This is a genomic window from Rothia sp. P6271, from assembly GCF_048512995.1.
GTDB lineage: Bacteria > Actinomycetota > Actinomycetes > Actinomycetales > Micrococcaceae > Rothia.
Map to the genome: position 1 here is coordinate 29,618 of NZ_JBLXXV010000004.1, position 26,723 is coordinate 56,340.

The window sequence follows — 26,723 nt, forward strand, 5'->3', positions numbered from 1 at the left end:
ACACATTTCGCTTCTCAGCAAGGGCTCTATCGAACCGTCTAATCAATAGTTAACACTGTTCACCTTTGGGAAGAATAGGTATAAAGTGAGAGAAACCTGAACATCTCATAACGATTCGATATCGAAATAATATTTATCCTAGTCAAGCTGATTATGCGAGGAAATATTTACTGCACAAAAGATAAAGAAAAGGGTTATTTTTCAGAATTATCACAGTACGCACTCAAAAACTCTTCGATAATTTGAGCTACACCATCTTCACTAAAAGCAGGACAGGTACGCCCTACCTGCTCAATCAGAGCAGCAGAGCCAGAAGCCATCGCATACCCCTCCCCTGCCCATAACAACATCTGCGCGTCATTCGGCATATCACCAAAAGCAACAACATCAGCAGCGGGAATACCACGTTCATACGCGAAACGTTCTAAGGTATGTCCTTTATGAACATCAGCACGAGCAATCTCAACAAGCGCCTGACCTTTCACACCCAGCGTCGCTCCTAAAGATTCCCCAATCACCGCTTGTACACGTTCTAACAACTCGTACGGATCCGCGTGTGGATGATGAATCAGATACTTCACTGCAGCATCTTCTTCGATAAACGCATCTGATAAATCACCAGAAATAATCGGAGCACCTTCTAAGACAGACGTTATTTCAAACTCACCCTGAACATAAATCTTCTCAAGCGTCTCAAGAGTAAACGTTGCTTCAGGAAAAGACTCTGTTAAACACTGATGGGCGGTGGCGATATCACGCATAGGAGTCAAAGAGGTTGAAACAATTTCACCCCGCCCCAGGTGATACACCACCGCACCATTAGAACAAATCGCATACGAATCATAAGCAAGTTGCTCATGCAAAGGGGTAAGCCAACGAATGGGACGGCCCGTCACAAAGACCACTTCAACGCCTGCCGATATAGCTGCCTCTAAAGCAGCTATAGTACGGGGGCGAAAGCGAAAGTCTTCTCCAAGTACGGTGCCGTCCAAATCGCTAGCAATTAACCGCATCATGAAGAAGGATGTTCCTCATGGGTCACTGTTAAGAAAGCACGAGCAATACCGTGGAAGAAAATGTTAAATTCCACGACGGCAGGGGCAGTATTCTCATCCACCTCAAGCTTTTCAACATCTAATGCGGTAACACAGAAAATGTAGCGGTGAGCACCATGTCCGGCAGGAGGAGCACAGCCGATAAAGGAGTCAGTGCCACCGTCATTACGATGTGCAAGCGCACCCTCTGGTAGCTTCTGTGCAGCACCGCGCTCTAAAGATGTCACCTGGGCAGGAATATTTGAAACACACCAGTGCCAAAAACCAGAAGGAGTTGGTGCGTCAGGGTCAAAACATGTCACCACAAAAGACTTTGCTTCTTCAGGGAAACCTTCCCACGATAGCTGTGGTGAAGTGTCAGTTCCTCCCTCAACACCAAAAAGAGCTGATGTGAGCCACTGCGGAGCTTTTTCTCCGTCACGAAGATCCTCAGATGTAAGCGTGAAAGAGGGTAGCTGTGGTAGCTGTGCATAGGGTTCGCGTTGAAGCATGGGGGTGCACTCCTATATGAGAGTAGTTTATATCTTTAGATTACCCTGATTCTGAACTGGCATAAACCTTTATCTCATGTTGCCAGAAAGTTGAAGAACAATAGCTTGTCTATTCATGACATAACCATAAAAAATAACAGTATTGCTCATAGTGAATCAGGGTAAGGGCGTTCTTGGACTAACACGTCAAGAACATAGGAATCATCATAGAAGCCAAAGATGAGATTTACCTTAGAAAATTTTTCTACTTTTAGGCTTTCACCTGCTAAAACACACTAAATAAAGGTGAAAAGTGTATTTTTCCAGCCGTCCTTTACCATGCGTTCTCAAAAAATTCAGAGGGTATTTGTCTTTCTGTAAACACCTTCACAGAACTTCTTTTCAATGCTTCATAGAGTATGACATACATTCTGCACATGGAAGAAAGAACATATGATGAACACTCAATCGTTTTCTAACACCACCAAGTCCACCATTCTAGCCACTACTATCGGCGGGTTAGCAGGAGGCGTTATTTTTGGCATGATGATGGCAATGATGGGGATGCTCCCCATGCTTGCTAGCATGATTGGCTCAGAATCAGCTTTTGTAGGCTTTGCAATGCACATGATGATTTCTGGTGTATTTGGTGCTCTTGCCGGCGCTATTATTCACTTCTCAGGTCAAGACCAATCACTTACTAACGTTTCCGGTGCACTCATTGCAGGTAGCCTTATCGGAGTACTGTTCTGGATTGTTGGACCTCTTCTAATGATGCCACTGATGATGGGAGCACCAGTCTTCACCATTACATCCGCTACCTTGCTCTCTTTGATGGGACACATCGTTTATGGTGTTGTTATGGGACTCACTGCTATGGTGGTTCTCCAACGCGCATAATATTTTCGGGTTCAGCACACCGACTGTCAGTAGCTTGGAGCAAATATGGATAGCGATTTTGCTTGTATTCGCGAATCAGATCTTTTCTCTCATTGTTCGCCCGAACAAATGAGTCATTTAGAATCACTTGCTCCTGCGCAGTTTTTTAGCCGTGGTGAACTGATTTTCTCTCGACAAGACCAGCAGCAAACGCTCTTTATCCTTAAAAAGGGAAGAATCCGTGTATTTCGCATTATCGATAGCGGTAAAACGTTAACCATCGCCATTTTGACTCCCGGAATGGTTTTTGGCGAGATGGCGCTCATGGGACAGTCAATGCATGAAAACTATGCAGAAGCTCTCGAAGAATGTCAGGTATGCGCTTTAAAGGTCAGCCATATTGAAGAGCTCATGAACACTGATCCACAGTTTACGGTGCAAGTCTCAAAAATTTTGGCTGAACGCGTTCAAGAGCTAGAGGAACGGCTCTCAGATAATCTGTTGAGGCCACTTCCAGCACGTATTGCACGGGTTCTTCTCAAAACATCAGAAAAAACCCTCATCACAGGAAAACCTATCGTTCGTCTAACTCATGAACAGATTGCAAATCTTGTAGGTGTGAGCCGTGAGATTACAAGTAAAACCTTGGCAGATTTTGCTACTCAGGGAATAGTGCGGCAAGGACGTGGAAAAGTCATTCTTACGGATATGCCAGCATTATATACGCAAGCATCTATTCACCCTTCAAGCGATGATTTAAGGAAATAAACATAGTGACCGATCATTCAATTTCTTCTGCACAACTTATTGGTGTTTATGCCGCAGATGGAGGAATTAAAGGGGAGCTTTCGTATGTGTGGGGAAAGCTCCGTCATACGCGCTCTTGTGCGCTTTGCGATATTACACATGGTCTTAACCCGCTCGGTAAAAAAGAATGGAAAACAGCCTGTGCAACATTGTCAGTTCCTTTTAGCGCCGTACATTTGAACGAACGAGATGACCTGTTAAAAAAGATTATTCCTGATACACAGGCTCCTGCTATTGCATATATTCAAGACGGAACCGGCTTTATTTTGATTAATTCTGGAGAGCTTGAACAATGCCATAAGTCTGCTGAAGCGTTAGTATCCCTTATCTCTCAGAAGCTCATGAACATTGAAAGGCAGAACTAAAAGATGCGCCGTTATACGGTACGCGCAGTAGCATCTGGTCAAGAGATTGCTCGCACCTCAGATGCGCTGTTGATAGAGGGAAACTTTTATTTTCCCTCTCACGACGTTATTTCTGAGGCACTAGAGCCAGCACGATTGCGCACACTTTGTGTGTGGAAAGGCATTGCTCGTTATCAGCATGTGATAGTCAACGGTGAACGCATCTCTCATGGTGCATGGGTTTATCCATTGCCATTGCCGTGGGCATGGTTTGTTAAAGGACGCGTAGCATTTGATGTCACTCAAGGAATTGACGTCGTTCAGGAGTCTACCCAGACAGACATCAACTCCAGAGAAAATAGAGGATGAGTTTGGTGGCTCTCGACAGGATACAGGCTTTCTAGCCTTTAGAGTTCCCCTTGAGTCGCATAAGCCACACAAACACACCCCCTAGTATGTAACGAGGAATCACAGACAACAATAGACATGTTCCTCGTTTGGAAAGATTCTAGCTACTTTATCATTTCACTCGAATTGCTGCAGCACCGGGCGTCGCCTCAACAAAAGCAGGAGCACCAAAACCGTGCCGTTCAAAAGCATTCACCACAGCCTCAGCGATATCCTCAATTTTCTGTTGAGGGACCAAAGCAAGCACCGAACCGCCAAAACCGCCGCCTACCATGCGAGCGCCTAAAGCACCGGCATGCTCAGCAGCTTCGACAGCGACATCTAGTTGAGGGACAGTCACTTCATAATCATCACGTAGTGAAGCATGAGAACAACTCAATAGCTCTCCTAGACGTTTCCAGCTCTCATCGGTCACAGAAGCAGAATATATATCGATACATTCTTGGACTCGCACCATCTCACGAACTACGTGACGTATGCGAGCTATGGCTTGTTCTGGTGTGGTGTCTTCAGGAAGTTCGACGTCGTTTAAGCTTTCTTCCCAGCGTCGGACAACGGCTTCTGCGTCTGCGTAGCTCATATGCGTTGGCATAGCGTTACGCACGTTGTCTACGTTGAATGCCTCTGCTGCAAGCTCACAAATGGCGCGGCGGCGAGCATACTGTCCGTCAGCTAGTTGGTGTGGTGCTTTTGTGTCAATTACCAGGAGTGCCAAACCGGCAGAAGCCACATCAACAGTGAGGGGTTTAGTGCTAAAATCACGGCAGTCGATGGTCAGCACAGAGCCTTCAAGAGCACGTAAGGAAATGGATTGGTCCATTCCGCCCGTTTGAGCGCCGGCAATATCGTTTTCTGCAGCGATACATATCTGTGCCAAGGTTGCGCGCCCTTCATCGGTTTGATGAAGCGGTGCAGTTTCTTGCCTTTGAGCGGTGAGCTCGTCCAGAGCTAGCGCGACAGAACATTCCAACGCTGCAGAAGAGGACAGTCCGCCTCCCACGGGAACGGCTGACGTGATGGCGAGGTCTGCGCCCACAACGTCAATATCAGCAACTTTTTTCATTCCCCACGGAACACCAGCAACATAAGTAAACCAGCCGCTCAACGCACCTGGGGCAATATCTTTGAGAGCTATCTGCTCAACACCATCAGCTTGATCTGATACAGCTCGTAGCATGCCGTCTTGACGGGGTGATGCTGCAACGAGAGTGCGATGTGGCAACGCTAGGGGCATAACAGTTCCGCCGGCATAATCAACATGTTCACCAAGCAGATTTACGCGCCCAGGTGCAGCCCATACGCCAGCTGGTTCGTAGCCGTATTCTGCGATGAATGCGTTAACAACCGTGTGAATTTGGTCTTCTTGGGTGGGATTAGTAATCCATTGTGGAGTGCTCATGGGAGTTCAACTTCTTTCAGACGAGCAGCAATTTCTTCGGGTGTCCGGTCGTTGATCCACGCTGCCATTGCAGATTCAGAACCGGCAAGATATTTGAGTTTTTCGGGGGCACGTTTGAGGGAGAATACGTGCAAGAACATGCGGGAGATATGCTCTGCACCGTCGGAGGGAACCTGATGCCATGCAGAGATATAGGGCAGTTCGATACCGTCAAAGTAGCGGTTAAGTCGTCCTAGTAGGTCTAAGTAGAGTTCACTTAGCTCATCAAGCTCTTCGGAGGTGAAACCCGTAAAGTTTTTGACTGCTTTATGAGGCATAATCATGAATTCGACAGGCCATTTAGCCGCAAACGGGACGTAAGCAGTAAAGTTTTCAGTTCGTCGAATGATGCGCCGCCCGTCTCGGACTTCGCTCAATAGCACATCGGCAAGAAGGTCTTTGCGGTTCTTTTGCGCATAAGCGTCTGTCTGTCTTTTAAGGGCTGTGGTATACGGGGTAAGGTACGAGTAACCGTAGATTTGCCCGTGCGGGTGGTGCAACGTTACACCAATTTCTTCACCTTTATTCTCGAAGATAAAGACTTCACGTACGGAGTCTAAAGCGAGTAATTCTTTAGTGCGGTCTTTCCACGCTTCAAAGACGGTGCGTGCTCGTTGTTGGCTCAGCGTTGCAAAAGAACCAACAGCATTAGAGGTGAAGCAGACAACTTCGCAGCGCCCAGCAGGAGTTGTCTCATAGTTGAGAGTACTATCATTGAGGACTTCGTAAGGCCCTTGCAGTGAAGGGAAGCGGTTTTCAAAAACGACGACATCGTATTCTGGTTCAGGAATTTCGCTGGGGACGCTTCCTTGTCCTGCAGGTGCTAATGGGTCTTCATCTGCTGGGGGGAGGAAGGTGCGGTTTTGTCGATGCGCTGCAATAGCTACGGGGTATCCGGTGAGAGGGTCGGTGCGTATGGATGCGGCGTCGTGTGGTGGTAAGGTTCGGGCTTCTAGCGGTCTCGGGTCGTGAATAGTACGCGTTTTTTCTCCGCTAACATATTCTGCGGAATCATCGTAGAAGATAATTTCTCGTCCGTCAGCGAGTGTTGCTGAGGTTTTGACGACGGTGGGTGTCAATGGTGTGCGTGTGGTTGTCATGATGCTAGAACTACCTCGTTTACAGTATTTTTCAAAATAGTGAGAGCCTCGTGAGGGATATCTGCGCCGGTAATGACGGTGTCGATATTTTCCCAAGGGGCGAATTGGCTCAACCCTCGAATATCCCATTTACTGTGGTCAAAGACGGCGATAACCTGTGAGGCTGAGGCAATGAGGGCACGGTTTGTTGCAGATTCAATCAGAGTGGGGCTCATTAGTCCTTGCTTAAGGTCTGCGCCGTAAGTACCCAGGAAAAGTACGTCCATGTGCAAAGTTGCCAGTGCAAGATCCGTGATAGGCCCGACGAGAGCGTCTGATGGAGTACGCTGCCCTCCGGTCAGTAGTACTTGCGCGTCAGATGGCGACTGATGAAAAGTGTCATGAACGCGAAGAGAATTAGTAATAACGGTCAGTTCTGGAACTTTAAGGCAGTTCCTGGCGATGGTTGTGCACGTTGTTCCGGCAGAGAACCCGATAGTTTGTCCTGGGTGTACATATTGTAGGGCGCGCTGAGCAATCCGTTGTTTCTCTGGCTCATGCAGGAGCATTTTTGTAGCGAAGGTTGGTTCGCTACTGGCTCTAAATGAAGTTGCTCCACCGTGGACTTTAACAAGTAACCCTAGGTCTGCAAGTTCGTTGAGGTCTCGGCGGATAGTCATTGCAGAGACGTTAAGTAGGTCTACAAGTTCGCCGGTGAGAACAGTGCCGCGGGCTTCAATCTCACGCAGAATTTGGCTGTGCCGTTCTGAAGCAAGCATAATGTCTCCTGGTGTTGTGCCGTTGGCTGATGGATGTGGGGATACATTAGTTCCCATTGAACCATAAACGAACATTTTTGAACACAAGTTTTTTATCTAGAGCTAAAACATTCAGATAATTTCAGAAATATTGTTGGTTAACCCTTGCATTAAAAGCATTACAGGAGTTTACTTGTCATTAATTGGCAATGTTGCCTCACACCACATATAAACAAAATCAAACATGGCAACGTAGCCGTTGTTGTGTTTTCAAAACCCAGGAGCTCCACTATGTCTCTTGTAGCATCTGCTGATGGAGTGAGACTCGATCTACATTTTGTAGATTATCTAATGCTCATCATCTACTTCGTTACCGTTCTCGCCATCGGCATTATCGCACGCCGAAGCGTCAAAACTTCCATGGACTTCTTCCTCTCTGGACGGTCCATGCCGGCATGGATTACAGGCCTAGCTTTCGTCTCTGCAAACCTTGGAGCCACCGAAATTCTCGGTATGGCAGCAAATGGCGCAGAAATCGGCATGTCCACCATGCACTACTATTTCATCGGCGCTATCCCCGCGATGGTATTCCTTGGCCTTGTCATGATGCCGTTCTACTACGGCTCAAAGGTACGAAGCGTCCCCGAATTTATGCTCCGACGCTTCGGACGACCAGCACACCTCGTCAATTCTTTAGCTTTTGCCGTATCAAACGTACTTATTGCAGGCATCAATCTCTACGCTATGGCTATCATCATTGAAGCAATGCTCGGATGGCCACAATGGGTCGCAATTATCGTCTCTGCACTTTTCGTTCTCGTATACATCACCCTCGGAGGACTATCCTCAGCAATCTATAACGAAGTTATGCAATTCTTCGTCATTATTGCTGGCCTCGTACCACTAACCGTTGTCGGTATGCACCGCGTAGGTGGTTGGAGCGGACTCAAAACCGCACTCATGAATACCGAGGGTGTCAATAAACTCCATCTTTCTGCATGGCAAGGTACCGAGATTGGCAATGTTACCAACCCGATTGGTGCTAACTGGCTCGCGATTGTTCTTGGACTAGGATTCGTCCTTTCCTTCGGTTACTGGACCACCAATTTCACCGAAGTTCAGCGCGCATTCTCTGCAAAGAACATGTCTGCAGCCCGTCGCACCCCGCTCATTGGCGCTTTCCCCAAACTCTTCATTCCTTTCATCGTGGTTATCCCCGGAATGATTGCCGCAGCAACCATCGGTAACCAATTTGCAGATGGAACTCTCACCTACAACGACGCCATTCCAAAACTAATCCAGATGTATCTACCTTCTGGTGTCCTTGGTGTCGCTGTTACCGGCCTCATGGCATCGTTCATGGCAGGTATGGCAGCAAACGTCTCCTCTTTCAATACCGTATTCACCTACGATATTTGGCAAGAATACGTCAAACCTAAGATGAGCGATTCCTACTATCTCTCTACAGGTCGGTGGGTTACCGTTGCTGGCGTTCTTATCGGAGTTTTCACCGCATTCCTCGCGGCTCAGTTCGGTAATATCATGACCTATATGCAGACCCTATTCTCATTCTTCAATGCACCACTATTTGCCGTATTTATTCTCGGCCTATTGTGGAAGAAGATGACTCCTCAAGCAGGTCTTTGGGGTTATGTCAGCGGTATCATCGCACCTGCACTGGTGTGGATTTGGTACTTGAACGATCCAACCCTCTTCGAAACCGGCACTGCAGGAACCCTCTACATGGCTATTATTTCCTTCGTGACCGTGATGGTTGTTTCCGTTGCTGTATCGATGGTTACTACACCGAAGGCAGAAGAAGAGCTGACAGGATTGGTTTACGGTATTGGTACCATCGACCTCACCGGAGATTCTGTAGCGAGCGATACCGCATGGTACCGTTCCCCAGCGCTTCTTGGAACCATTGCTCTTGTCCTCTGCGTTCTGCTCTATCTTCCCATTATCTAAGGAGTCACTATGAGCAACAAAAACCAACCAACAGCTGTAGTGCTTAGTTCCGAAGAGAAAGAGCAACTTGTTCGCTCTACCCGTCGTACTGACCTACGTAACATTATCGGCGCACTCTTCGTTGTTTATGGTGTTCTTGTAACAGCTACAGGGATTCTTGACCCAGTAGCAGACAAGGCACTGACCGGCGGTATCCCCATCAACCTATGGACTGGGTTGAGCATGTTTGCCGGTGGCATCCTCTTCTTCTTATGGGCGAGGCTCTCCCCTGTCCCAGCTGAGGATATTCTCGCCAATGTTGAATCTATTGAAGAAAAAATTGCTGAAGGTGAAGCAAGCACTTTAGCTGAAGAACACTAAAAATAATGCTGTGGCTCAATAGTATGAACTATTGAGCCACAGTGCTATTTTCTTGCAAGATTCTCGCACAATCGTCTATCTACGGAGAATTTTATGTCTGCATCGTTTTCTGGGACAACCTACACGTTAAACGCTGGTGGGTATAGCGCCACCATTGCCGAGGTGGGAGCTAACCTAGAATCCCTCATATCGCCCCAAGGCAAACAGCTTATTCTTCCAGCTTCGCCCAACGAATTACGCGCTGGAGCATGTGGCTCACACCTTGCACCGTGGCCCAACCGTATCGACGGCGGACGATACACTTTTTCCGAGGTCGAGCATCAACTACCCATTTCTGAAGTGGAACGACATAATGCTATTCACGGGCTCGTGATGTGGCAACGATGGTCTTTTGAAGAGCCCGTCATAAACTCTCATCAGGCTCAGCTATCAGGCGCTCTTGAGCTTCCGCCATGCCCCGGGTACCCTTTCTTTCTGAAATACACCGTGACGTATACTCTCAACGATGAAGGACTTCAGGTAGAGTTTTCTGCGCAAAATGTGGGAGACGAGCCCGCACCCTATGCGTACGCTGCTCACCCTTATCTGAGTGCCGGTGGGGATGTTGACCAAACATCAGCCCTCAATCAGTGGGTGCTAGAGATTCCTGCAGAAAGTTACCTTGAAACAGATGAGCGCTTACTACCCGTAGCAGAACATTCTGTTGAAGGAACATCCTTAGATTTTCGTGCTGGTGCACTCTTAGGCAAGATGGAGCTAGACCATACTTTCGGTTCGCTCTCTTACGCTGATAAGCGCGGCCATGTTCGTCTTTATGCTGATGTTCATCGTTCTTCTGGTGTGGAACTCACTTTTGATGAAAGTATTCGGTGGGTTCAGGTATACACCGATGGTTCAGAACGCCGCGCTTTAGCCGTCGAACCGATGACAGCACCTGCCAATGCGTTTAATAGCGGAACTCATCTTGTGGTTCTTTCTCCTGGTGAAGAGCATATTTCACGGTGGGGAATTCGTGCTTTTGATCAGGCATAGAAAATACACACCCTCCTTCTATTCCCTAATCGGTATATAAAGAAAAACTCTGTAAAATACGGAATTACCTTATTTCTGCAGGTAAGCTGTGAAACGTTAGATGGACGCAACGAGGCGTACATCTAACGTTTTGCAATCACATATGCTCGGAGAATACGAAGACGTATCCCCGCAAGGAAGAAGGAAGCCGTGGCGCTCTCTAGCACCCTAAAACACGCCGTATGGAACGACGCAGAATCAGCGGCAGAACAGATGATTCCGCTCATTGGAAAACTCAATCGAGAATACGGTGTAGTTATCAGTATTCATGGACGTTCCCTCGTCAACCAATCCGTCATTCAGATTCTGAAATTACACCGATTTGCTCGGCAAATCGACCATGAAGAGCTCGACCCCAATCGCTCTCTAGAAATTTTACAAACACTCGTCCAACTCCAATTAGCACCCTGCTCTATCGGATTAGCAGAACTATACCGACAATATGAGCGTTCTGGATCAACAGAGCTCGAAAAATGGTTACGCGAGGAACTATCCCCCGTTGTTGAAAAAGCAGGAACACAAACAGCAACCAACCAAGACGTTGTTCTCTACGGTTTTGGTCGCATCGGCCGTCTTCTAGCCCGCATACTACTTGAGCGAACAAGTGGTTCCGGGCTTAATTTACGTGCCGTTGTCGTCCGTAAAAATGGAGAGAACGATCTCTACAAAAGGGCCTCGCTCTTGCGACGAGACTCCGTACACGGAGCATTCGCAGGAACTATCCGCGTAGACGAGCAGAATTCCACCATCATTGCTAACGGGACGTCAATTCGTTTCATCTATTCCAACGACCCAGCAACCATAGACTACACAGAATACGGTATTCGTGACGCTATCATCGTTGATAACACTGGGCGTTGGCGCGATCACGAAGGGCTCAGCCAACATCTCAAGAGCAAAGGAGCCTCTCGAATATTGCTCACAGCCCCTGGCAAAGGAGATATTAAAAATATTGTTTGCGGTGTTAACGACTCTGTTATTACTTCCGAAGACACCGTTCTTTCAGCAGCATCGTGTACAACTAATGCCATCACTCCAGTACTGAAAGTTATGGACGAAAACTTTACGGTACTCTCTGGTCACGTTGAAACGGTTCATTCCTTCACCAATGATCAAAACCTTATTGATAACTTCCATCGTGGTGACCGGCGTGGGCGTTCTGCAGCGTTGAACATGGTTATTACTGAGACAGGTGCGGCAAAAGCTGTTTCTAAAGCACTTCCTCAGCTTGAGGGAAAGCTGACAGGTAGTGCCATTCGTGTTCCAACACCAGATGTATCACTAGCTATTTTGAATCTGCGTTTAGAAAAACAACCAGATTCTAAAGAGTCACTTAATGCTCTCTTACGTGAGGTATCTTTAACCTCGTCATTACGCCGTCAAATTGATTACACCGATTCACACGAGGTGGTTTCTACTGATTTTGTGGGGTCACGCACGGCGAGCATTGTCGACGGGTTAGCCACGCTGGTCACCGAGGATACAACGGTTTTGTATCTGTGGTATGACAATGAGTTTGGGTATTCTTGTCAGGTAATCCGAGTCGTAGAGAAGATGGCAGGTCTGCATATTCCAGCATTCCCGCCCGCACGATAGAGCATGTACCCTAGAGGGTATGAAGATTGCTACCTGGAACGTAAACTCTATTCGCGCACGAGCTGAACGCGTTGAAGAATGGCTAGACCGTTCTGACGTTGACGTGCTTGCTATTCAAGAGACAAAAGCTCAAGAGAAAAATTTCCCTTATGAAATTTTTGATTTTATGGGTTATGAAGTTGCTCATTTTGGGTTAAGTCAATGGAATGGTGTGGCCATTGCTTCACGCGTGGGATTAGAAGATGTTGAGCGGACCTTTGCAGGTCAGCCAAGTTTCGCTAAACCTGGTGACACTCCGGTTCAGGAGGCGCGTGCTATTGGTGCAACGTGCGCCGGCGTTCGCATTTGGAGCTTATATATTCCTAATGGGCGCGGACTTGAAGACCCTCATATGGCGTATAAGTTGGAATGGCTCAAAGAGCTACGTTCTAATGTTGATTCTTGGCTGAGCGCGGATGCTCAAGCACAGTTTGCGCTGGTAGGAGATTGGAACGTTGCTCCTTACGACCATGATGTGTGGGATATTGACTATTTCCGTGAGCATCAGATGACGCACGTTAGTGAGCCAGAGCGCGACGCGTTCTTTGCTTTTATGAACAAGAGCGGACTATCTGATGTCGTTCGTCCGTTCACGGAGGGCGAGTACACGTATTGGGATTATACGAAGCTACGCTTCCCGAAGAATGAGGGTATGCGTATTGATTTTCAGTTATATTCTCCAGCGTTGGCGCAGCGTGTAAAAAGTGCTCATATTGATCGCGAGGAGCGTAAAGGGAAGGGCGCTAGTGATCATACGCCTGTTGTTGTAGAGATTGCAGACTAGCTTCTAAACCTTGTGGCGGGAGAGCGCTTGGCTGAGAGCCTGTTTTGGTTCTGGTTAGGCGCTCTTTTAATTTTAATGACACCCATAAGGAATGTTTCTTGGTGAAGTGTGTTAAATAGAAAATCCACCTGCACGTTAGAAGCCCGTACAAGTGGATTTTGTGGCTCCGACCGGCGTCGATCCGGTGACCTTACGATTTTCAGTCGCACGCTCTACCAACTGAGCTACAGAGCCAGGCATATGCTGTAGATATGCCACAACCGCGATATTTCATCATAAAGAAATACGCGGTCGGAGCGACCCCGACGGGACTTGAACCCGCGACCTCCGGCGTGACAGGCCGGCGCGCTAACCAACTGCGCTACGGGGCCATAGCTGAAATTATCAACTAGGCTTTGTAGATGTAATCTACAAGTACCCCCAACGGGATTTGAACCCGTGTTACCGCCGTGAAAGGGCGGCGTCCTAGGCCGCTAGACGATGGGGGCCTGGACTGAACCAGCGGTTTTTACCCCGCCGTTCAAGACTCAATAAGCTTACGACAGTTTTGGGACGCATGCAAACTCAAAATGGACAAAAAACCATTTTTTCTTGTTAAAAACCGACCAATACGCGAGATAACAGCACAATAAAATCCATAAAAACCGCTAAAAATCAAGGAAGTTTCAGAAAATATACTTTCCTTATCAAGTAAAAAAATTTCTCAAAAAAGTTTTAAGAGACCGCAAAAAACCGCCACCAACGCCTAAAAACACCTCATCCACGATGCCATTACCTCAAAAACGCCAGCGCACAATATTCACCTTTGTTACCAACATTACTCCTGTTCACACAGAAACAGAACACTTTCACCCAAAACGCCCGACTCGGAATAAAAAGCACCCACATCATGCTATACAGATAAACCACACCATATACATCAAACAAGAACAAGGACACACATGAAAAACAAGAAAAATATTCTGCTTATCCTCTCCATTGCAGCACTCGTCGTATTAGGAATAGTCCTATCCCTCACCCAACCTTGGCGAGCCTTCACCAGCTCAACTATCGACGAAGCACTACCAGAATCAACACAACCAGTAACTAGTAACACCCAACAGCCAACAGCTCAAAGCACACCAACACCACAAACAGCCGCACAAGGAACATTCCACTCCCTCGACCACGACACAACAGGAACCGCAGCAATCATCACCCTCAACGATGGAACACACCTACTACGCCTCGAAGATCTTTCAACGCTAGATGGCCCCGACCTCAAAGTCATCCTCACCGACCAAACAGGAGACTTCACCACCCTCACCGCAGAGGACTACACCAACCTCGGAGACCTTAAAGCAACCAATGGAAACCAGAACTACCCCATTCCCTCCAACGTAGACATCAACACCATTAAGAGTGTTGTCATCTGGTGCGAACGTTTCAGCTCCCCATTCGGCGCTGCGACACTCAACTAACAGTTATATGCTCAATACAACAGTGACAGGTCAAGAACTCTCTTGACCCGCCACTGTCATATACGTACCGTCAAACTCAACTACCGTTGACGTAGAGCACTCACTCTAACCCCAGCTAATATCCGCCGAAGGTGCAGTCTCTAAACGCTCATCTTCCATCTCAGGAACAATCATCACCGGACGCTTAGCATGGTGCAAAACCCCATGAGATGTAGAACCAAGAATCATCCCCACCAAACCACCGCGGCCACGGGTACCAACAACCACCATTCCAGCGTCCTCACCAGCTTCTAAAAGTACCTGCACAGGAGAACCATCAACTAACTTAAACTCAATCTCTAAACGCGGGAAATAACGACGCAGCCACTGCGCAGCCTTCCGTTGCAATTGCGCAATCTCACGATACATCGCTTCAAAATCAACAGCAGCAGGAACCCAATTCAGAGCACCCGTATAAGGCGCCAAAGCATTTACCAACGTCAGCTTTACCCCACGACGCTGAGCCTCTTCGGCGGCTTTCAACATAGCAACACGCGCCTGGGCAGAACCATCTGAACCAACCACAATAGGCTTCTTCGCGTCAGCATCTAAACTAGTAGATTCAAGATTCTCGCTATAAGAAGCAGGCACCGCAACCAACGGGCAATGAGAATGAGCCGGAAGAGACACAGAGACCGTCCCTAAAAGTCGCCCTAAAAAGCTGCCGTGAGAACGAGAACCCACAACAACTAGTTCAGCACGCTTTGATAGCTCAACAAGAATAGCGGTAGCATCACCTGTCTCAACGGTGGCACGCAGCTCAACACCAGTCGTATCAACACGGGAGTACGCCTCATCAAGTATCTGAGCCACCCCTTCACGCAACGCCTGTTCATCAACGACCGAATACCCAGCCTCAAAACCAGTACCAGTAAAAATAGGCAAAGAATATGCCGTTACCAAACGCACCGGAGTGTTCCGACGTCGAGCCTCGTTCACTGCCCAACGCAAAGCGCCATAGGATTGCTCCGAACCATCAATACCAACAACAATTTCTCCCGAAAATTGTGTGACGTCACGGTTCTTTTCGCGGGATTCAACCGCCTGATGTCCAAAAGTTTTCTGAGCCGATTCTTGGGCAGTCATTATCGTTCTCCTTTTCATCAAGAGCCTTGAACGAAGCTAAGCGTCTTACCATTAGCTTTTCAAGAACCCACTTTAATCATAGGTGCCGACCATCACATGTGCCAGGGTTTCGGGCATTCCAACCTGAAGAGAAAACATTCATTCAACACCATCACAACATCACGCTCCATAAAAGACGGTTTAAAACCAGGTTTCCCCGTTCCTACCCCGAAGCGAAGCAACATCAATGAGAGAATAGACAGGGATACTTTATCCACCTTGGGAGGAACAATGCGTCAACATCGCTGGAACACACAGAATCAAGAACACCGCATCATGGCGCCCCGAAATATTCAAGAAATACAAAAAACCATTAAAAATGCTGGCGAACACCAACAAACCATCACCGTGTTCGATACAGGATACGACTCCAAAAACATTACAGAATCTGAAACCCGCATACTCTCACTCAATCAGCTTAGCGGTCTCACCGCTATCAACCCGCAACGACAACAAGCTACATTCCTCGCCGGAACAACTCTTAGCCAAGCATCAAAAATTCTGGCAGAGCACGGGTTTACCTTCACCAACATGGGAAGGACGGGGGAACAAACGCTCGCCGAAGCAATCTCCACAGGCATGCACGGAACAGGTAACACCTACGGCATCTTCGCCACACAGCTACAAGAACTGACACTTATCACTGCTCGTGGAGAGATCCTCACGTGTTCCCCGCATAAGAACAATGACATCTTCACCGCAGCGCAACTTGGACTAGGCGCACTCGGCATCGTCTTCTCACTGACGTTCCATATCGAACCACTCTTTCGACTCCACGCAGCAGAACGAAAACGCGCTTACGAAGACATCATCCACCATTTCGCAGAGCGTTCATCAAACGCAGACCATTACGAAATAACATGGTTCATAGGCTCTTCACAAGTTAGAACTCGACGACTTACCCGATTGCCTCTACTCACTGACGGGTATATGAACCCTTCCGCTTTATTGAGCAAAGCCCGACGACACCTCGGAGACAACACGCTCAATAACGGAGCGTTCCACCTTATGAGCTATCTCGGGTATAAACAGCCAGCAACAAAAGCAGCCCTCAACAATATCTCAAGCTGGGGCAAAGGCAACAGACGTTACGCAGATTTAGCACCACAGGTCTACACACAAAAGCGCACAGTCCGCCGCCACACCATGGAATACGCTTTCGAAGTACACCAACTTGCAAGCATTATGGAAGACATCCGTGCTGCCTACCGTGATAGCAAAGAACACCTCAGCTATCCACTTCTAGTTCGTACAGCAGCCGCAGACAACATTGCACTATCACCGGCATACCAACAAGACACCGTCTTCATCTGCGCACGTGAATACTGGAAAACACCACCACAGCAAGCGTTCAATACACTAGAGACGATTTTCAAAGCGCATGGCGGGCGAGTGCATTGGGGACACTATCACACCAATAGTGCAGAAGAACTTCAGGGACTCTACCCACGTTTTGAGTGGTTCTGCACTCTCCGAAAAGAGCTAGACCCTCAGGGGATATTTCTTAACGCTCAGCTACGCCGTTTGCTTACCTAGTGTTGAAAAAACTTAACAGTTTGGGCCTACCATGAGAATTCTCATGGTAGGCCCAAACTTTAGAAGTCTTAGAGTGAACGTGAAATACGAATCATCTCTTCACGGTCAGTCACTTTTACGCGAGCGCGTGGCTCACCGGAGGCGTCCTGTGTGGCAGCTCCGAGGGCTCGTTCGTGTTCGTCTAGCTTATGCCAGCCTTCCCACGTGGTGTATTCGATGCCTTTAGAGTCGAGATATGCGCTGAAGGTCTCGGCGCATGGTTCTGTTGCAGTGTAGAGGTTCTCACGGTCAGATAGTAGGTGGGTGATGGTCTCTAATGCGTCTGATTTAGTTGAACCGATCAGTCCGACGGGGCCTCGTTTAATCCACCCTGTTGCGTATAGCCCGGGAACAGGTGTCCCTTCGTTATCAACGACGCGGCCTTCAACGTTGGTGATGACACCGCGTACGGGGTCGAAGCCAACCTCAGGAAGTTCTGAACCGAAGTAGCCGATAGCACGGTAAACCGCTTGCATGGGGTATTCAACGAATTCTCCGGTGCCTTTGATACCACCGTTGCCGTCGAGTTCGTTACGTTCCATCTTTAGGGCGGTTACTTTGCCGTCCTCACCAAGGATTTCTGCTGGAGATTGCAAGAAGTGTAGGTGTAGTCGGCGGGATGCGGTTTGTGGTTCTTCTTTTTGTTTCTCAAGCCAGCCGTTGAGGGTTTTCATCATGACTTTAACTTGAGAGTTGGTTTCCATCGCTTCTTGTGATGCTTCGTCGAATTGGAAGTCTTCTTCGTAGAGGACGATGTCTACGTCACGGGAGTGTGCTAGTTCTCGGAGTTCTAGCGGGGTGAATTTAATCTGTGCTGGTCCACGGCGTCCGAAGACGTGTACGTCGGTAACTGGTGAAGATTTTAGTCCTTCGTAGACGTGGTCAGGAATTTCAGTGACGAGTAGATCATCTGCGTGTTTGGAAAGTACACGGGCGACGTCTAGCGCTACGTTGCCGTTGCCGAGTACTGCGATTTCGCGGGCGTTAAGTGGCCATTCGCGAGGGTAGTCGGGGTGTGCGTCGTACCAGGAGACGAAGTCTGATGCGCCGTAGGAGCCGTCGAGTTCTACACCGGGGATGTCAAGGTTTGCGTCTTTGATGGCGCCGGTTGCGAAGATGATGGCGTCGTAGTGTTCGCGGAGGTCTTCGAGGGAGAGGTCTTTGCCGTATTCTACGTTGCCGAAGAAGCGGATGTCACCGCGGTCGAGGACTTTATGTAGTGCGGTGATGATTCCTTTGATACGGGGGTGGTCGGGTGCTACACCGTAGCGGATGAGGCCGAAGGGTGCAGGGTAGCGGTCGAAGATGTCGATGGATACTTCAAGTTCACCGTTTTTGACTTCTTTTGATTTGGTGAGGATATCTGCCGCGTAGATGCCAGCAGGTCCAGAGCCGATGACGGCAACGCGCAGGGGGCGTGTTTCAGACACAGTTTTTCCTTTCGGTGCCAGTTCCCTGATGTGGTGGGGCTGGCTGGATGATTTACACACTTGGGCATTAGTTTACCTATCAGATACCTCTGTGTGGACTCTCTTGTGTGCTGAACCTCTAAAAACTTAGGTTTACTTAACTTTTCTTTCAGGGGTGTTGCGGTTTTATGCGCTGTGGTTTGCGTTCAGAGAGCGTATATCTTTTTCTATCCATGTATTGGGCAAAAGGTGTTGGTGTGTATGGGTTATGAGAATGATTGAGCGCCCTGATAGGCGTTCTGTTTCGAGGATATCGATCAGGAGGGGCACGGAGCCTATGTCGATAGTGGAGAATGGTTCGTCGAGCAATAACAGTGGTGCTTGGTGGGCTGCGATGGTGGCTACGAACCATACTTTTTGTGCTTGTCCGCTTGAGATTTGTGTGCATAGTTGGTCGGTAATGTCTTCTGGCACGAGTTTTTGTAGAAGGTCTAGTGCTGCGGCGGGGTCTGTGCCGTAGGCGGCACAGTAGAACTCTAGTTGTTCGCGGACGGTGAGGAGTCTAAAGAGTGCTGGTTGTGTGCTCATATGCCAGCGGGTACGTCGCCCCTCTATGCTGTGGGGTGGGTGTCCTGCTAGGGTGATTTCTCCGCCAGTGGGTCGTAGTGCTCCGGCTATGAGATTTAGGAGGGTGCTTTTTCCGGCGCCGTTGGGTCCGTTGAGTGTTATTGCCTGATGGGTGTCGAGGCTGAGCTTGATGTCTTCGAGTATGGGTTGGGTGGGTGTAAACCCAAAATGTAGGTGAGTGGTGGTTAATAGAGCCATTAGAGTGTTTTTCTGGGGATTCGGGCGGTCAGGGTGAATAGTGTTGTGAGGCAGATACTGATGAGGGGTAGAACGTAGAGGGGCGTATTTTGGTGAAGGAGTGCATAGGCGATGAGCGCAAATATGCCGGCTATAACAGAGACGAGGGTGGAGGCGATGGGGTTTTGGCGGATACGCCCGTTAGATTGTGAGGGTAGACGACCGGGGAACAGGCAGTCTACCCAGAGGGTGAGAGCCGGCGAGATGAGTATTCCAGTCAGCCATGCGATCAGGAGTGAAGAGGCTGAGACTGACGATATGAGCAAGAGTAGTGGTAAAGATAATAGGCTCAATGGTGCACATACTAAAGTGGTTGAGCAGACTATTGCGCTTGCTACGCCGCGTTCCCCGAGCAGTGATGCTGTTAGGTGAGGAAGTAGTGGACGATACGCGTTTACCGAGCAGATTCCGTGTGCTACACCGGTAGATAGTAGGGGTGCTCCCATGGCTATGCCCCATGCGGCTTCAGCCGGTAAGAAGGGCTCTATCACGGTGTTATTGACCAGCATGCCGGTGCAGAAAGCTGCTGAAAAATATGTGATGCGGGCAGAGATGAGAAATTCTCCAGATTCTCCGTCTGTTGCATCTCGGGTGATGGTCAGTGGCAGGGCAATGAGTCGTCTCCACGCATTTTGCGGTAATGGTATGCGCCATGTTGTGTAGGTGGGGGCAGAGTCTATGGGTGCGTTATTCCAGAAGATTTTGTGTCGTAGACGGATTAACGCTGCTGCTGATACGCCTAAAAGGATGAGTGTCAGGCTGAGGAGTGTTATTGTTCCTTGCTCGGAGAGGAGGAAAGCAAAACATTTTTGTATAGCCTCACGGAAGCTGTTTTCTCCCATCATGATAGGTAGTAGAACCCCTGCAAAGATACTTCCGGCACCGTACAAGAAGAAAGACCAAAGAAGTACTCGTAGCGTGGTCATTGACGTTCTGCCTGTTGCTAGTAGGCACAGTGCAGTGCCTCGAAAGAGTCCTCCAGAGATGCTAAGTAATACCCCTATCAGTAGCGGTTTAAGGATGATGTGTGCTGGTATTTCCCAGTTCCAGATTGCAATGATGGAGTATGAGCACAAGGCAATGACCATCAGTAGCGTTTCGAATGTTAGGGGAAGAATGAGCCGTGCTGTGAATAGTTGCCCTCGGGTGAAACCGGCGTGCGTAAGGATGGTGGCGTCAGCTGGAGCATTGATTTCGCGTGCAGTGCGACCCGATATTTTTAGGAGGTGACGAGTCAAGCAGTAAATTCCACCGAGAGAAAGTAGTGATGGGACGAGGTGCTGCGATTCGCCAATATAGGCAAATAGTGTGGGGGCAACAATCACAAAGAACGTGAGGAATAGCCCCAGTAACATGCTGATGAGCAGGCAAGCTAAGCCAAGGAGGAAGTAAGCGTTGCGGGTGAGACGAAATTCTGGTGCAACAGCTCGTACATCTAATAGTTTGCTGGTTTTGATAAGAAGTATAACGTGGTGAATCCGCCGGTCTCGTTGTTGTGTTCTAGGCGTAGCGTTGTGGCTCATAGGAATGTTCTTGGGCTTATTTAAAATGACTGATTAGTGCGAGAGCGTTGCCTGAACTCGATAATTCCGATGAGGCAAAAGGCAAGCAACCAGAGAATTGAGAACACCATAGAGATGGTGTTTTCTGTCTGGCGGGCAAAAGCCGTTGTAAGCATAGAGACAGCTCCGCCAAGCAGCAGGGAGACTGCTAGGGGAATGTTTGGTCCGAGTTTTAGTGTCTCTGTGAAGACATAGATGATACTCAGAAGTATGGCGAGAGCGAACCACGTATAGGTGAGGAAAACCCAAAAGAGCTGAGCTGATTCTAGAACATTAGTGAGGGGGTTTAAGAGCATGATCAACCCTACAATTGAGGCAAGGGCAATGAGGATTATTCCACGAATACGGCTAGTCATCGGCTTATTCCTATGGAGATACAACGGCATATTACGTATTCATAATATTTATTTTTTTAGTGTTAGGGTGCTCAACTCGCTCTGCATTCTAAAAAATAGCAAAGATAAAACGTGTACTCGGCAGGTTTCCCCGGATAGTAAAAGCGGTGTTGTTGTGATGAGATTTCATCACAACAACACCGCTTTTTATCAGAGATAAGCCTGTTTATTGCTCAACTTTTTGTAAACGACGAATCTTGCGTTCTTCACCATAAGCAACGATGCCCAGAAGGATAATCCCGATGATCAAGGCAGCATAGAATACGGTGAACACAGAGTCCCAGCCGTGTAGCACATGGCCAAAAACAGTAAGGCCAGAACGTTCAGGATCAGCGATGGCAGCCAGACCAACTTTTGCCATCGAGTCCCCTAGAAGATATGCGAAAGTACCGCTCATGCCGTTTGCTACACTCACTGCACGTTTAGGGACGAAGCCCACCAAGGAAACACCAATCAGTAACTGTGGACCAAAGATGAGCGCACCTAAACAGAAGAGGGCAATGTTAACTTCTGTAACACTATGCGCATTCTTATAGAGTCCGACGGCGAAGAAGATGAGGAAGAGGCAACCAACAGAGACCAGTGCACGGCGTCCTTTGAGCAGGTCAGAGATGTAGCCCCACGACATACTTGCGACAAGGGCACCAATCTCAAAGAAGAAAATCGTGTTTACCGCGTCTGAAGTGCTAAAGTTCAGTTCTTCACTCACATATAGTGGCGCCCAGTTATCAATGCCGATACGCACGATATAAACGAAGATATTTGAAGTACATAGAATCCAAATCCACGGGTTTTTGAGAACATAGGTGGTAAAAATCTGCCATTTGGTCAAAGACTCAGATTGGGTGTTCTCTTCTTCAATGGGTTCGTCAAATATTTCTTCTGAACGGTTCCAGCCAAGCTCCTCGGGGTCGTCTTTTCCGATGAAAAGACCTGCGATACCAATAGCGAGTCCAATCAGCGCAGGGAAAATGAACATACCAACAACGTGGCCGTTGAAGAAGACGTTAGCTCCCCATAGGGCAAGACCACCAGCAATAGCGCCACCAATATTATGTGAAGCATTCCAGAAGCCGAGGTAACGTCCTCGTTTTTCGCGGGGCGTCCACCGTGAAATAGTCGAGTATGAGGCAGGTCCACCAGCAGACTGGAAGACACCATTGAGCCCCCATAGCACCACAAAGATACCGATGACAGAGCCGAATGCGCTCAGTAATAGTCCCATGAGCAGAACCATGAGGGAGGCAGAGACGAGTAGGGCAGAAACAATACGTTTAGAATTTCTGCCGTCTACAAAATACCCAACAAGGGTTTTCCCTAAACCATAGGTAATAGAGAACGCTAGACCAATATAGCCCAGTTCGAGGGTGCTTAGCCCATATTCTTCTTTAAGGAGCGGTTGAGCGGCTTTAAAGTTGTTGCGAATCAGGTACATTGACATGTACACCAAGAACACAACGAAGAAGGCTTTAAGGAATTCTCGGAGCCAGAGTTTGCGTTGTTCGCTGGTAGATAGGCCAGACGGTGGGGCTTTGCGGATTGCGAAGAAATCCAGCATGGTGTTCCTCCTAAATGATACAAATATCGTTCGAGTGAACGGTATTCAATGATTTAGGATTTATTAAATACGATATTTCGTCAAAACACCTTGTCAAATGAACTTTTGTTCACATCTCTGACAAGACATTACGACATATTCTCAGTTATTAAATTGAGCAGTAAGTCCTTCGCGTTCTCCAAATCGCTCAAGATGACGTACAAGAATACCTTTGACACGTTCTAAGCGCTCTTCGTCCTCTGCATACGCCCATAGAACCAGTTTCGTTTCTCCAGCAATATCTGTCACGAGAACATCACCATAACCACTAAAAATACCTTCTCGGTTGAAAGTGATTCGATGGCCATCAACTATTTCTTCACAAGGGACTTTATGGCACATATGCGATATCAGCTGTTTTGCGTATCGTGCAGGCCGAGAAGTCTCAACAACAGCTTGGGCAGAATATGCCATCTCTACAATAGTAGGATATACACTCACGAGGGTGTCCTTCAGGGTACGTCATCAATCAACTAACGGTTTTTCTTCTCGTCTACACTAACAGTCTGGCAATGCCGAAAGTAACCCTGGATTTGCTGTGAATTCTATAGCTTTGTTCCAAGTAATCCTCTGGTGAAGCACCCTTTGAAAACATTACTGCATTTTTGTTAAGGTTTTTCTCGAAAATTACGGCAGGTTTTACCACACATATAGCATCTCAAGACGTATTATTATCAGGTAATTATCAGCGTTGACATTGCGTATTTGCGCATCGTTAACGCTTTCTTCATTTTTGGGGCTTTTAATCCCCATTCACACGAGAGTAACTACGGATTCAACGAATGTCTTCTGAGAACACCGCGGCTCACGCATCCGCATCGGCACCCACCCCTACTAATGGGTTAGACCGTTTCTTCAAAATTACCGAGCGAGGCTCTACCTTCGGAACAGAAATTCGAGGTGGTTTCGCAACCTTCTTCGCCATGAGCTACATCGTGGTACTTAATCCCCTCATTATTGGTACTGGAGCAGATTCTGCAGGTAATGTCCTCGGACCAGAGAAGGTAGCAGCTGTTACGTCTCTCATTGCTGGCATCATGACCATTGTCATGGGCATTTGGGCGCGCCAGCCCTTTGCCATGGCAGCAGGATTAGGCGTTAATGCGCTCCTTGCCTCTACTATTGCAACCACCCCGAACCTTACATGGCCCCAAATTATGGGGCTTGTTGTTTGGGCGGGTATTATCATGCTTTTGCTGGTGCTTACTGGTTTCCGGACTGCTGTTTTTAACGCGGTACCGCAAAGCCTTAAAACGGCTATTGTTGTTGGTATCGGTATATTTATTGCTTTTATCGGATTAGTTGAAGCAGGTATTGTACGCCGTATGCCAGACACAGCAGGAACAACTGTTCCTGTCTCTTTCGGTGTTGGCGGTCATCTTATGGGCTGGCCAACTGTCGTATTCCTTTTCGGATTGTTCCTTACTATTGCACTTTTTATTCGCAATGTTCGTGGAGCAATTCTGATTTCGGTAGTTGCATCAACAGCGTTATCTATTTTCCTTGAGACCATTGCGCCTTCCGGTTCTTCTCTTGATTCCCCCACTGGCTGGTCTTTGATGGTTCCAAGTGTTCCACCTCATTGGTTTAGCTTGCCAGATCTTTCTCTCATCGGTTCGGCTGACCTTTTTGGTGCGTTCCGTTCACTCAGCGGTGCTGCGGCATCTTTGCTTGTATTCTCTATCTTGCTGGCAGTTTTCTTTGATGCAATGGGGACTTCTGTTGGTCTTGCTGCTGAGAATGGAACTCTCAGCAAAGATGGAAAGATTGAAGGAATCAATCAGGTTCTTCTCGTTGATGCGTTGGGTTCTGTTGTAGGTGGTGGTGCTTCGAGCTCCTCTCACCAGATTTATGTTGAATCAGCAACAGGTATCGGCGACGGTGCTCGTACTGGTTTTGCCAACCTCATCACCGGTGCGATGTTCTTACTTGCGATCTTTATTTCTCCACTAGTTAATATTGTTCCCTTTGAAGCTGTTGCCCCAGCATTGGTTGTTGTTGGTTTCTTGATGGTCCGCCAAGCTGTTCATATTGATTGGGCAGACTGGGGTCTTGGTATTCCAGCATTTTTGACGATTATTATGATGCCTTTCACCTATTCCATCGCCGATGGTATTGGTGCCGGATTCATTTGCTACGTTTTCATTCGTCTGGTTCAGGGACGCACTCGTGATATTCACCCGCTTATGTATGCAGTTGCTGGTGCTTTTGTCCTCTACTTCAGCATGGGCGTCATTGAAGGTGTACTCCACTAGTTATTAGAAGTGCTCTTCATACACAATGGGGGCTCGATAGCATACCGCTATCGAGCCCCCATTGTTCTTTATGAGTTATCCAACGCTATATAGTGTGCAAGCTTGTTGATATTTAGTGTGGACGTGTCGAGTCATATCTTCGGGCGCAGTGAAGTCGCTCCAGTTGTAGAGTTCTTGGGAATCTGCGCCAGAAAGTTTCCAATGGCTTCCTAGTTCTAGGAGGGACTGATGTTTGACGTCATAATAGTCGGGTTTTCCACTCAATGCGATTCCGCGGGCGCCGGCGAGAGATGCCATGAGGTGGTGGTGGAATCGGCTGGTTATCCAGAGTTGTTCTGGTGAGAAAGTGAAGTCTTCGTCCCAGAATTGTTGGAAGGAGATGAATCCGTGGGGGTTAACAATGTCTTGTAGTGCTTCGTATCCGGTGTAGTCGGCGCCGGGGATTGCTTCGACGTAGTGGATGTTGTCGCGGGGTATGTCGAGTTTTTTGACTTGTGCGCGGACGAAGTTGAGCATTCGTTGGTGTTGTCCGTCTTCTACGGCGTCGTTTTGGACGCAGAGGTAGAGCTGCGTGTTCTCTGGTGAGAATTCTGCGGTGTTTTGGGTGAGGGTGTTGGGGTTGATGAGGTAGGCGTCGTCGAGTCCGCGGGTAATGCCTAGGGCGTAGGAGCTGGGGGTGTCTCGTACGCTGATGTGTGAGAATCCGGTGAAGTTTTCGGTGATGCGTGGCATGAGTCCTTGTCCGGTGGCGATGAGTCGCGCTCCGGTTTCTTGGGCTGTTGCTTGCATGGTTTCGATGATGAGGGCGTTGGATGGCCAGACACTGTTGATGAATCCGCCGCCGAGCAGATGTATGGTTCCGGCTCTGCGTAGTTGGAGTAGTCCTGCGTCGAAGCGTGGTGAGCCGAGTGTTTTGATGAGTTCGCTGGGGTGGCGGTTGAGGTTGTGTTCGTATTCGAAGATGGCGCGGAATACAGTGTTGACAATGTGGAGTTTGGGGTGGATGTTTTTGAAGAGGGCGCTGGCTGTTCCGGGTTCGCGAACGTCGAGCCAGATTTCGGTGTTGGGTTTGTGTTCTGCAAAGAATTCGAGCCATCTGCGGGTGATGAGTTCGTCGCCGTAGTTGGGGTAGCCTGCCATGGAGATGAGGTAGATGGGGGCTTCTTCTGGTTGGTGTGTGGTGGCGGTGTTTTCGTGGCGGTGTTCTTCGGTGGTGTTTTTTGGTGTGGAGAACCCGGGGATTTGTTGCAGAATTTTTTTCACGGTACTACCTTACTCGTCTTTGTTTGTGCCGGTAAATAGGCGGAAGGTTTCTTATGGTAGTGGATGTTGGCACCAGAAGAAAATACTAAGTAGGTTGACTAAAAGCCTCGTGTAATGTTAGTT

The 26,723-nt window shown here is 48.2% G+C and carries 25 protein-coding genes and 3 tRNA genes; 12 read left to right on the forward strand and 16 right to left on the reverse strand.

The features are described 5' to 3' along the window. Positions 1-194: 194 nt before the first annotated feature. Together ACN08X_RS04550 and ACN08X_RS04555 are read right to left on the reverse strand one after the other, a co-directional pair. Entirely contained in the window at positions 195-1,016 is an 822-nt protein-coding gene (locus ACN08X_RS04550) for an HAD-IIB family hydrolase (RefSeq protein ID WP_419101145.1), read from the reverse strand. Further along, on the reverse strand, positions 1,013-1,546 hold the full coding sequence (locus ACN08X_RS04555) for a YbhB/YbcL family Raf kinase inhibitor-like protein (protein WP_419108028.1): 534 nt from the start codon (positions 1,544-1,546) through the stop codon (positions 1,013-1,015). Before ACN08X_RS04555 ends, ACN08X_RS04550 begins: the two co-directional genes overlap by 4 nt. 432 nt (positions 1,547-1,978) lie before the next feature. Between ACN08X_RS04555 and ACN08X_RS04560 the strand changes: the two genes are divergently transcribed. From ACN08X_RS04560 to ACN08X_RS04575, 4 genes are read left to right on the forward strand one after another with little or no spacing between them, the layout of a single operon-like run. Next, positions 1,979-2,425 carry a hypothetical protein gene (locus tag ACN08X_RS04560; protein ID WP_419105787.1) on the forward strand — a complete coding sequence of 149 codons (447 nt, stop codon included), beginning with the start codon at positions 1,979-1,981 and terminating at the stop codon, positions 2,423-2,425. Positions 2,426-2,470: 45 nt separating this feature from the next. Further along, complete coding sequence (locus ACN08X_RS04565) at positions 2,471-3,172, forward strand: Crp/Fnr family transcriptional regulator (protein ID WP_419108029.1); 702 nt, start codon at positions 2,471-2,473, stop codon at positions 3,170-3,172. 5 nt (positions 3,173-3,177) lie between these two features. Then, positions 3,178-3,576 (forward strand): hypothetical protein, encoded by a 399-nt coding sequence (locus ACN08X_RS04570; protein ID WP_419105789.1) that lies wholly within the window; start codon positions 3,178-3,180, stop codon positions 3,574-3,576. A gap of 3 nt (positions 3,577-3,579) precedes the next feature. Then, positions 3,580-3,924 carry a DUF427 domain-containing protein gene (locus tag ACN08X_RS04575; protein WP_419105790.1) on the forward strand — a complete coding sequence of 115 codons (345 nt, stop codon included), beginning with the start codon at positions 3,580-3,582 and terminating at the stop codon, positions 3,922-3,924. Positions 3,925-4,075: 151 nt separating this feature from the next. On the opposite strand, the gene galK is transcribed toward ACN08X_RS04575, so the two are convergent. From galK to ACN08X_RS04590, 3 genes are read right to left on the reverse strand one after another with little or no spacing between them, the layout of a single operon-like run. Beyond that, positions 4,076-5,362, reverse strand: a complete 1,287-nt coding sequence (galK, locus tag ACN08X_RS04580) for a galactokinase (protein ID WP_419108030.1) — start codon at positions 5,360-5,362, stop codon at positions 4,076-4,078. Next, positions 5,359-6,501, reverse strand: a complete 1,143-nt coding sequence (gene galT / locus ACN08X_RS04585) for a galactose-1-phosphate uridylyltransferase (RefSeq protein ID WP_419108031.1) — start codon at positions 6,499-6,501, stop codon at positions 5,359-5,361. The genes galK and galT overlap by 4 nt, the downstream gene beginning before the upstream one ends. Continuing rightward, complete coding sequence (locus tag ACN08X_RS04590) at positions 6,498-7,259, reverse strand: DeoR/GlpR family DNA-binding transcription regulator (protein WP_419108032.1); 762 nt, start codon at positions 7,257-7,259, stop codon at positions 6,498-6,500. Before ACN08X_RS04590 ends, galT begins: the two co-directional genes overlap by 4 nt. Before the next feature lie 270 nt (positions 7,260-7,529). Between ACN08X_RS04590 and ACN08X_RS04595 the strand changes: the two genes are divergently transcribed. The 5 genes from ACN08X_RS04595 (at position 7,530) to ACN08X_RS04615 (ending at position 13,056) form a co-directional block, all read left to right on the forward strand. Further along, entirely contained in the window at positions 7,530-9,206 is a 1,677-nt protein-coding gene (locus ACN08X_RS04595) for a sodium:solute symporter family protein (RefSeq protein WP_419108033.1), read from the forward strand. A gap of 9 nt (positions 9,207-9,215) precedes the next feature. Beyond that, positions 9,216-9,566: a hypothetical protein gene (locus ACN08X_RS04600; RefSeq protein WP_419108034.1), complete on the forward strand. Its 351-nt coding sequence runs from the start codon at positions 9,216-9,218 to the stop codon at positions 9,564-9,566. Between the two features lie 93 nt (positions 9,567-9,659). Then, on the forward strand, positions 9,660-10,598 hold the full coding sequence (locus ACN08X_RS04605; protein ID WP_419108035.1) for an aldose 1-epimerase family protein: 939 nt from the start codon (positions 9,660-9,662) through the stop codon (positions 10,596-10,598). Between the two features lie 189 nt (positions 10,599-10,787). After that, positions 10,788-12,233, forward strand: coding sequence for a glyceraldehyde-3-phosphate dehydrogenase (locus tag ACN08X_RS04610; RefSeq protein ID WP_419105796.1), 1,446 nt, complete (start codon positions 10,788-10,790; stop codon positions 12,231-12,233). Between the two features lie 19 nt (positions 12,234-12,252). Beyond that, positions 12,253-13,056, forward strand: a complete 804-nt coding sequence (locus tag ACN08X_RS04615) for an exodeoxyribonuclease III (protein WP_419101158.1) — start codon at positions 12,253-12,255, stop codon at positions 13,054-13,056. A gap of 161 nt (positions 13,057-13,217) precedes the next feature. Here the strand turns inward: ACN08X_RS04615 and ACN08X_RS04620 are convergent. The 3 genes from ACN08X_RS04620 to ACN08X_RS04630 form a co-directional block, all read right to left on the reverse strand. Further along, a tRNA-Phe gene (locus tag ACN08X_RS04620) sits at positions 13,218-13,290 on the reverse strand. A 63-nt stretch (positions 13,291-13,353) separates the two neighbouring features. Next, a tRNA-Asp gene (locus ACN08X_RS04625) sits at positions 13,354-13,427 on the reverse strand. Positions 13,428-13,471: 44 nt separating this feature from the next. Continuing rightward, positions 13,472-13,544: transfer RNA gene (locus ACN08X_RS04630), tRNA-Glu, on the reverse strand. Positions 13,545-13,997: 453 nt separating this feature from the next. Between ACN08X_RS04630 and ACN08X_RS04635 the strand changes: the two genes are divergently transcribed. Further along, a complete protein-coding gene (locus tag ACN08X_RS04635; RefSeq protein ID WP_419105797.1) occupies positions 13,998-14,516 on the forward strand; it encodes a DM13 domain-containing protein in 519 nt (172 codons plus the stop codon). A gap of 105 nt (positions 14,517-14,621) precedes the next feature. Here ACN08X_RS04635 and ACN08X_RS04640 read toward each other — a convergent pair whose 3' ends face one another. Continuing rightward, positions 14,622-15,641: a universal stress protein gene (locus ACN08X_RS04640; protein ID WP_419105798.1), complete on the reverse strand. Its 1,020-nt coding sequence runs from the start codon at positions 15,639-15,641 to the stop codon at positions 14,622-14,624. Positions 15,642-15,911: 270 nt separating this feature from the next. On the opposite strand from ACN08X_RS04640, the gene ACN08X_RS04645 reads away from it, so the two are divergent. After that, positions 15,912-17,216, forward strand: coding sequence for a D-arabinono-1,4-lactone oxidase (locus ACN08X_RS04645; RefSeq protein WP_419108036.1), 1,305 nt, complete (start codon positions 15,912-15,914; stop codon positions 17,214-17,216). 68 nt (positions 17,217-17,284) lie between these two features. On the opposite strand, the gene ACN08X_RS04650 is transcribed toward ACN08X_RS04645, so the two are convergent. The 6 genes from ACN08X_RS04650 to ACN08X_RS04675 all read right to left on the reverse strand — a co-directional run bounded on the left by ACN08X_RS04650 (position 17,285) and on the right by ACN08X_RS04675 (position 23,523). Beyond that, positions 17,285-18,685, reverse strand: coding sequence for an FAD-dependent oxidoreductase (locus tag ACN08X_RS04650; protein WP_419108037.1), 1,401 nt, complete (start codon positions 18,683-18,685; stop codon positions 17,285-17,287). A 165-nt stretch (positions 18,686-18,850) separates the two neighbouring features. Continuing rightward, positions 18,851-19,489 (reverse strand): ABC transporter ATP-binding protein, encoded by a 639-nt coding sequence (locus ACN08X_RS04655; RefSeq protein ID WP_419108038.1) that lies wholly within the window; start codon positions 19,487-19,489, stop codon positions 18,851-18,853. Continuing rightward, the gene (locus tag ACN08X_RS04660) at positions 19,489-21,051 is read right to left on the reverse strand and encodes a hypothetical protein (RefSeq protein ID WP_419108039.1); all 1,563 of its coding nucleotides are present in this window, start codon (positions 21,049-21,051) and stop codon (positions 19,489-19,491) included. Before ACN08X_RS04660 ends, ACN08X_RS04655 begins: the two co-directional genes overlap by 1 nt. Before the next feature lie 20 nt (positions 21,052-21,071). Then, positions 21,072-21,446, reverse strand: coding sequence for a hypothetical protein (locus tag ACN08X_RS04665; RefSeq protein WP_419108040.1), 375 nt, complete (start codon positions 21,444-21,446; stop codon positions 21,072-21,074). A 205-nt stretch (positions 21,447-21,651) separates the two neighbouring features. Continuing rightward, positions 21,652-23,043 carry a hexose-6-phosphate:phosphate antiporter gene (gene uhpT / locus ACN08X_RS04670; protein WP_419108041.1) on the reverse strand — a complete coding sequence of 464 codons (1,392 nt, stop codon included), beginning with the start codon at positions 23,041-23,043 and terminating at the stop codon, positions 21,652-21,654. Positions 23,044-23,184: 141 nt separating this feature from the next. Beyond that, positions 23,185-23,523, reverse strand: a complete 339-nt coding sequence (locus tag ACN08X_RS04675) for a DUF2218 domain-containing protein (RefSeq protein WP_419108042.1) — start codon at positions 23,521-23,523, stop codon at positions 23,185-23,187. Positions 23,524-23,864: 341 nt separating this feature from the next. Between ACN08X_RS04675 and ACN08X_RS04680 the strand changes: the two genes are divergently transcribed. Then, positions 23,865-25,337 (forward strand): NCS2 family permease, encoded by a 1,473-nt coding sequence (locus ACN08X_RS04680; protein WP_419108043.1) that lies wholly within the window; start codon positions 23,865-23,867, stop codon positions 25,335-25,337. Between the two features lie 75 nt (positions 25,338-25,412). Here ACN08X_RS04680 and ACN08X_RS04685 read toward each other — a convergent pair whose 3' ends face one another. Next, positions 25,413-26,600 (reverse strand): polysaccharide pyruvyl transferase family protein, encoded by a 1,188-nt coding sequence (locus tag ACN08X_RS04685; RefSeq protein ID WP_419105803.1) that lies wholly within the window; start codon positions 26,598-26,600, stop codon positions 25,413-25,415. Positions 26,601-26,723: the final 123 nt, after the last annotated feature.